Genomic DNA, 7,380 nt, shown 5'->3' with positions numbered 1-7,380 from the left:
GTGCCCACGACCATGACGGTCTTCGTCGTGGCAGCATTCACCGCTTCCATGACCATGACGGCCTTCATCGTGGCAACATCCACCGCGGTGGCCATGTTGATTTTCATCATGGCGTGCATAATATACATGACGACAAGATTTAATTAGCATATAGTTACTCCTTAGTTTGTAACTTTAGATATATCGAATTTATTTTATGGTTTTACTATATTTAGATATATCTAATTAGTCAATTTAGATATATCTAAATAATGCAAAAAGATATTTAAACTGGCAGTTAAGAAAGAAAGTCTATTTTTTGTTCTTTTTTTGGGCTGCGAATATTAAGTTTTTAGCGTATTATTCTGTCACTTCGTGGTTTCGCAGAGATGATGCTCATTATTTTGTGAGGGAATCTGGCACTGTTACGCAACTGAATGTTTTTTCGCTAAAAACTTTTTATACAGTGATGGGTTTCACATTTATTCCACTTGTGCGGAAAAACGTGTAAAATAACAGCAAATTAACGTAGAAAGTATGCTTTGGGTATGAATAACGGCTCAGTAAGCATATTCCTTTCCTGTCAATTAAACGGTAAAAATCCTTGTCAATTCAAAATTTAAGAAACATCGCCATCATCGCTCACGTTGACCATGGCAAGACCACACTGGTTGGTAAATTATTGCAGCAATCAGGCACGTTCGGTGAACGTGAAACTGTTGATGAGCGTGTTATGGACTCCAATGACTTGGAGAAAGAGCGTGGTATTACTATCCTTGCTAAAAATACCGCTATCCAATGGAATGGTTATCATATCAATATCGTAGACACCCCAGGTCACGCCGATTTCGGTGGTGAGGTTGAGCGCGTTATGTCTATGGTTGACTGCGTACTGCTGGTTGTTGATGCGATGGATGGCCCAATGCCACAAACTCGTTTCGTAACGCAAAAAGCGTTCGACCACGGTTTACGTCCTATTGTTGTTATCAATAAAGTTGACCGCCCAGGCGCACGCCCTGATTGGGTTGTTGACCAAGTATTCGACTTATTCGTGAACTTAGGTGCAACGGATGAGCAACTCGATTTCCCTATTGTTTATGCATCTGCATTAAACGGTATCGCAGGCCTTGACCACGAAAACATGGCTGAAGACATGACTCCACTGTATGAAGCGATTGTGGAACATGTTGCACCACCAGCAGTGGATATCGACGGTCCATTCCAAATGCAAGTTTCGCAATTGGATTACAACAGCTATTTAGGTGTTATCGGTATCGGCCGTATCAAACGTGGTGTTGTTAAGCCTAACCAACAAGTAACAGTTATCGATAGCGAAGGTAAAACTCGTAACGGTAAAATTGGTAAAGTTCTGACTCACTTAGGTTTAGAGCGTATTGATTCACAACAAGCTGAAGCGGGTGATATCGTCGCTCTGACAGGTTTAGGTGAACTGAACATTTCTGACACCATTTGCCAAGTCGGTAGCGTTGAAGCATTGCCTGCGTTAGCGGTTGATGAGCCAACAGTTAGCATGTTCTATTGTGTTAATACTTCACCATTCTGCGGTAAAGAAGGTAAGTTCGTGACTTCACGTCAGATCCTTGACCGCTTGAATAAAGAATTGGTTCACAACGTTGCACTGCGTGTTGAAGAAACTCAAGATCCAGACGCATTCCGTGTTTCTGGTCGTGGTGAGCTTCACTTATCTGTTCTGATTGAAAACATGCGTCGTGAAGGTTTCGAATTAGCTGTATCTCGTCCAAAAGTTATCATTCGTGAAATCGATGGCCGTAAACAAGAGCCATTCGAACAAGTGACTTTAGACGTTGAAGAACAGCACCAAGGCGACATCATGAAAGCTTTAGGTGAACGTAAAGGTGACCTGCGCGACATGATGCCAGACGGTAAAGGCCGCGTACGTCTTGATTACGTCATTCCAAGCCGTGGTCTGATTGGCTTCCGTACTGAATTCATGACAATGACATCAGGTACTGGTTTACTGTATTCAACATTCAGTCATTACGATGATGTTCGCCCAGGCGAAATCGGCGGCCGCCAAAACGGTGTTCTGATCTCCAATGGTCAAGGTAAAGCAGTTGCTTATGCGCTATACAGCCTGCAAGACCGTGGTAAGCTGTTCTTAGGTCACGGTGCTGAAGTGTATGAAGGTCAAATCATCGGTATTCACTCACGTTCTAACGACTTAACCGTTAACTGCTTAACGGGTAAAAAACTGACTAACATGCGTGCGTCAGGTACTGATGAAGCAACAACACTGTCACCACCAATTAAAATGACTCTGGAACAAGCACTTGAGTTCATTGATGATGACGAGTTAGTTGAAGTGACTCCGCAGTCTATCCGTCTGCGTAAACGCCACTTGACTGAGAACGATCGCCGTCGTGCAAACCGTTCTAAAGAAGACTAATTATCGTTACGTGATGTTGTTCATTACGTCATTGTAGTTATGCAGTAAGGCGCCGAAAGGCGCCTTACTTATTTATAAGGTTTATAATGACTTGTCTTTTTTCATAAAATACAGCGACGAAATAAACAGTCCGATAATTAAAGGGATTTCGTATAATTCTTCGATAAGGCTTTGTAGTTCAGAATGATATAGGAAAACTGAACTGAGAAATCTATGGTGTTCAACACTATCTGAAATCACAAAAGCGCACAGGGTCAGTAGTAGGCTCCAAAGTGGAATAGCTGTGTTTTTTAGGTGAAAAATAATACTTTTTCTTAATGAAGAAGCAAATAGCATCAAAACTAAACTGCCAATCAAGATGATAGAAATTAGCCTGAAGTAAGAGTGATCCAGATTAGGAAAAAATTCACGCCCCCAATTTATTCCTCTGCCAAATAATGTTACCCACCAGATAGTTGCCCACACCCAAAATAATTTCATTCCCTGATTTTTTTGCTGTAATGGTTTCATATAAAACCAAGTGAAAATGGCACTGATAATTAGAATAATAGATTGAAAATGTTCAATAATTTTTGTTGTAAGGTCGATATTAAAATCCAGAGGGATAGTATTAAATAATGGAATTAAAAATAAGCTTCCCCACAGAATAGCAATCGGCCAAGAGATTGTTTTATCTATTTTCATAGTATGACTTTTATATTTTAAGATTTATTTATTACTGATATCGGATAGATATCAGCTCACATTGCTTGTGGCATGGCTTGCTACGTAAAAACTATTATGCAAAAAGCGTATGGAGGGACTTAACATTTAGTATCAAAAATCGATAGTGCTGTGTGAAATAGCACCTTTGGGATAAAAAGCGTTTTCTCATTAATGGAACAAATCGTCTGGTTTGTTGTTCATTAATTGTGCTAAGTGTGGATTGCTTAATCGATAAATTGACAAAATAACGTGAATTATCACTAATTAGGGCTGTTCAGTTGCGTGAATAATGATTAAAGTAAATTTAGTGAATAACAATGAGGAAAATTTATGCTGTATATCTTCGATATGGGTAATGTGATTATTGATATCGACTTTAATCGTGTATTTGATAAATGGTCTGAACTCAGTGGTACACCAAGTGAAGAGATCAAATCACGGTTTACTTTTGGTAATATCTTTCAATTACATGAGTGTGGAAAAATTTCAGACATCGAGTTTGCTGAGCTGCTTTGTGAAGAAATGGACATCACTCTAAGCTTTGAAGACTTTGCTGAAGGCTGGCACGCTATTTTTATTTCGTTAAGACCTGAAGTCATTGATATTATGGAACGCCTGCGTGAGCAAGGGCACCGAGTGGTGGTTTTATCGAATACCAACCGTCTACATCTAGACTACTGGCCAGCACACTACCCAGAAATTGCAGCCTCCTCCGATTTCCTATATCTGTCCCAAGATTTAGGCATGCGTAAGCCTGATCCTGAAATCTACAAATATGTACTGCAATCAGAAGAGTTTGATGCTGCAGATGCTATTTTCTTTGATGATGTCGAAGAAAATGTAAAAGCCGCAGAAGCCCTTGGTATTCGTAGTATTCATGTTGTGGATAAAGACACCATTCCTGAATATTTCCGCACTTACGATTTTAGTGCAGAAGTTGAATAACATCCTGATTTTATAGTGGGGCAACGGCTAACGTTGCTCCATCTTTTTGTAAAGAGTCATCATGATTGCATTAATCCAGAGAGTCACTCATGCGAGTGTGGCTGTTGATCAGAAAATAGTAGGGCAAATAAATGCTGGGTTGTTGGTTTTGCTTGGCGTTGAAAAAGATGATGATGAGCAGAAAGCCAAACGTTTGTGTGAAAAAGTATTGGGCTACCGTATTTTTAGTGATGAACAAGGGAAAATGAATCTCAATGTTCAACAGGCGGGAGGCAGCCTTTTGGTTGTTTCTCAATTTACTTTAGCAGCTGACACTAAAAAAGGTATGCGGCCTAGCTTTTCAGGGGGAGCAGAGCCTGAAAGAGCAGATGCTTTGTACCAATACTTCGTTGAACAAAGCCGCCAACAAGGGGTTGAAACACAAACTGGTGAGTTTGCCGCTGACATGCAAGTGAATTTAACCAATGATGGCCCTGTTACCTTCTGGCTACAAGTGTGAGTTCATTTTTAAAGGGGGAAGCGATGTACCATTTACGTACACCGAAAGATGATATTGAATTTGCAACTTACTACCATTTTCGCTGGGAAATGTTGCGAAAACCGTTTAATCAACCCCTAGGTTCAGAAAAAGATGGTTATGATTTAACCGCACACCATCAAATGGTCGTGGATGATAAAAACCGTATTCTTGCCATTGGTCGCTTATATATCAATGCTGACAACGAGGGAGCAATCCGTTTTTTAGCCGTTAACCCTGCCATGCAAGGTAAAGGGCTCGGTAAATTGATTATCATGGCCCTAGAGTCCGTTGCACGCCAAGAAGGCGTCAAACGCATCGTATCCAGTGTTCGTGAAGAAGCAGTACCATTTTTCGATAAAATGGGCTTTGAGAACCGTGGGCAAGTCGCTGGGCAGTTAAAAACACCAGTGCGCCATTACTTGATGATCAAACCCATTGAGACATTAGACCAAATTCTACATCGTCCAGACTGGTGTGGTGAGCTACAACAAGCTTGGTATAAGTATATTCCATTAAGCGAAAAAATGGGTGTCCGAATCGACCAATACACGGGGACCCGTTTTATTACTACCATGCCGGAGGCGGGCAATCAAAACCCCCATGAAACGATTTTTGCAGGGAGCCAATTTTCATTAGCTACACTGACAGGATGGGGGCTGATTTGGCTGTTAATGCAAGAACACCAGCTTGGTGGCGATATTGTATTGGTCGATGCCAGTATTCGTTATGGTAAACCTGTAAGCGGCAGGCCTACAGCAACTGCGGACTTAGCTAATATGAGCGGTGACCTTGACCGTTTAGCTCGGGGTAGCAAAGCGCGAGTAAAACTGAAAGTCGAAGTCAGTAACCCCGATGGTAAAGTGGGTGCTGTATTCAGTGGTGTCTATATGGTGTTACCTGTAGAGCCCGCAAAGTAACGTTATTCATTGAAAATTAAAAGATAAAGGCAGGTATGATTGACCTGCCTTTTGTATTTCTATGGATTGATAGTTTTTATGGATTGCTAAGAGCGGGGAGCGGCTCTACCAAAGAAGGCTCGGTAGGCTGTAAATCGGCTTCGGACTCTACTGAAGAAGTGACAACCCCGTTAACAACGGTACGGAATAGGCGTTTACCTTGCAATGGTATGGCCATCAATTCCCCATTCAAACTTTTTGCCACTGATGGGGCGAGTAAGTCCCCTTGTAATGTCGCATCAAAGTCACCGATAACTTGAGCTGGGAAGCCTGCCCAACCCCATTGGTTTAAATCGACGAGGTCAATATTAGAACCTGATGCCCTGAGTAAGAAGGGGACTTTTTTGGGCTCTTGTTTTACCAGCAAGCCAATTTTACTGATACCTTTATCAGTACTGACCGTTAAGCTCGCTGCTGCCGAGGATTTACCACTTTGGCGTATTTCGACAAATGGACGGCGCACTAGAACTTGGTTGATTGTGCCGCTATCTGCATTGAATGTCGCTTTACCGCTCCAAATTCCCCATTGTTTCTGTTTGATTAAATCAACATTTTCAATATTACCGCTTAATGCCGTCAACTCGAAAGGAAATTGCGGCTGGATATTCATCAAAAGTGATTGGGAAAGGGTGAATTTCTTAATATTTAAACCGGACAACCACGCTGGCGTTGGTTGCGCGAAGAAGGACAACCAATTTTCAGGTAAGGTATATAAGATACCCGCGAGTTTACCTTCATCGATAGTGAGTACTTGATTATTGCGTTGCCAAGACCCACTGAGGTTAAAAATGCCTTTATTATAGTAACCTGATAACTTGCTGATATTGAGGTTATCACCGTTAATATTCAGCTCTCCAATTAAGGTACTCAGCTGCTGGTCTTTCACGACGAATTGGTCGACATTAAAGCTAATGCTGCTTTTAGGGCTAGTCCAGCTGCCTCTAACGAAGCTGAGTTGGTCAATTTCGGTGCTTAAGCCAGAAAGTGCCCAATCTTTACCTTGAATATCAACATTGGTTAGTTCTACTTTTTTGACTTGCAGTGATTTATCACTCGTTATTGCATCAAATAGTGAATCGAAATTAACATTATTTTCCCAGCCAACTTTATTCATGGTGAGGGAGTCAACCATGATAGAGCCATCATTAAGTACCTTCCCAGTGCCCGCAATATAGCCATTATTTAAGTAGGCACTGGCTTGGCTTATTTCTGTTCCTTGCTGCTGTAATTTACCGGTAATGGCAATATTCTTGAATGCAAGGTCATTGAATTTTAATTGGTTAGAGGTAAATCGAAAATCACCGTAACCAAAAGGAGTGTTTTCGGTGGGTTTCCAAGGGGTCATTCCTCCCGTAAAGCCGGCGACTTGTACCGTATCATTGCCTTTTTTAAGCGTAATCTGGCTATTTTCAAATTGCAAAATAGTCGCGGAAATAGGGAACAACACCGTATTTGGTGAGACTGTTGTAGATAATGTCCCTTGAGTGATAACCAAACGTTTTATTGCGGTGCCACTAAATAGGTTTAGCCAATTAACATCAACCACGACTTGCCGTGAATCTAAAGATAGGTCACTGTTTTTAGCCGTTAACTTAACATCTTGGAAGATGAACTCACCGGGGTTAGAAAACTCATGCCCCATAATTCCCACATCAATATCGTAATCGGTAAATTTACTTAAAAATTGACTGGAGTAGGATGCGCCCCAACGGGTTTGTAGCCCGATATAAGTAAAAATAAACAATAGCAGCAGTAACAAGAGTGCATAGGTAGTAAATTTGATTAACCATTTCACAGTTTACTGCTCCTTTGGTTTGTGAACGAATAGACACAGGAAGAAACCGTCT

General features: G+C 41.2%; 6 protein-coding genes. 4 read left to right on the top strand and 2 right to left on the bottom strand.

Going from position 1 to position 7,380, the window contains the following annotated elements; all coding sequences use genetic code 11:
- The first annotated feature begins 583 nt into the window (after positions 1-583).
- Positions 584-2,407: a ribosome-dependent GTPase TypA gene (gene typA / locus PR834_RS17750; protein ID WP_004262702.1), complete on the top strand. Its 1,824-nt coding sequence runs from the start codon at positions 584-586 to the stop codon at positions 2,405-2,407.
- 81 nt (positions 2,408-2,488) lie between these two features.
- On the opposite strand, the gene PR834_RS17745 is transcribed toward typA, so the two are convergent.
- A complete protein-coding gene (locus PR834_RS17745; RefSeq protein ID WP_047756061.1) occupies positions 2,489-3,091 on the bottom strand; it encodes a hypothetical protein in 603 nt (200 codons plus the stop codon).
- Between the two features lie 351 nt (positions 3,092-3,442).
- On the opposite strand from PR834_RS17745, the gene yihX reads away from it, so the two are divergent.
- From yihX to fabY, 3 genes are all read left to right on the top strand, one after another.
- Positions 3,443-4,057, top strand: a complete 615-nt coding sequence (gene yihX, locus PR834_RS17740; RefSeq protein ID WP_094960806.1) for a glucose-1-phosphatase — start codon at positions 3,443-3,445, stop codon at positions 4,055-4,057.
- 61 nt (positions 4,058-4,118) lie between these two features.
- Positions 4,119-4,556: a D-aminoacyl-tRNA deacylase gene (gene dtd / locus PR834_RS17735; RefSeq protein ID WP_004262693.1), complete on the top strand. Its 438-nt coding sequence runs from the start codon at positions 4,119-4,121 to the stop codon at positions 4,554-4,556.
- A gap of 23 nt (positions 4,557-4,579) precedes the next feature.
- Positions 4,580-5,494, top strand: coding sequence for a fatty acid biosynthesis protein FabY (fabY, locus tag PR834_RS17730; protein WP_036958598.1), 915 nt, complete (start codon positions 4,580-4,582; stop codon positions 5,492-5,494).
- 76 nt (positions 5,495-5,570) lie between these two features.
- Here fabY and PR834_RS17725 read toward each other — a convergent pair whose 3' ends face one another.
- The gene (locus PR834_RS17725; RefSeq protein WP_196724748.1) at positions 5,571-7,328 is read right to left on the bottom strand and encodes an AsmA family protein; all 1,758 of its coding nucleotides are present in this window, start codon (positions 7,326-7,328) and stop codon (positions 5,571-5,573) included.
- Between the last annotated feature and the right edge of the window lie 52 nt (positions 7,329-7,380).

The organism is Providencia sp. PROV182 (genome assembly GCF_028480325.1).
Classification (GTDB): domain Bacteria; phylum Pseudomonadota; class Gammaproteobacteria; order Enterobacterales; family Enterobacteriaceae; genus Providencia; species Providencia hangzhouensis.
Note: the sequence above shows the minus strand (reverse complement) of the source record. Positions and strands in the feature narration are given on the sequence as shown.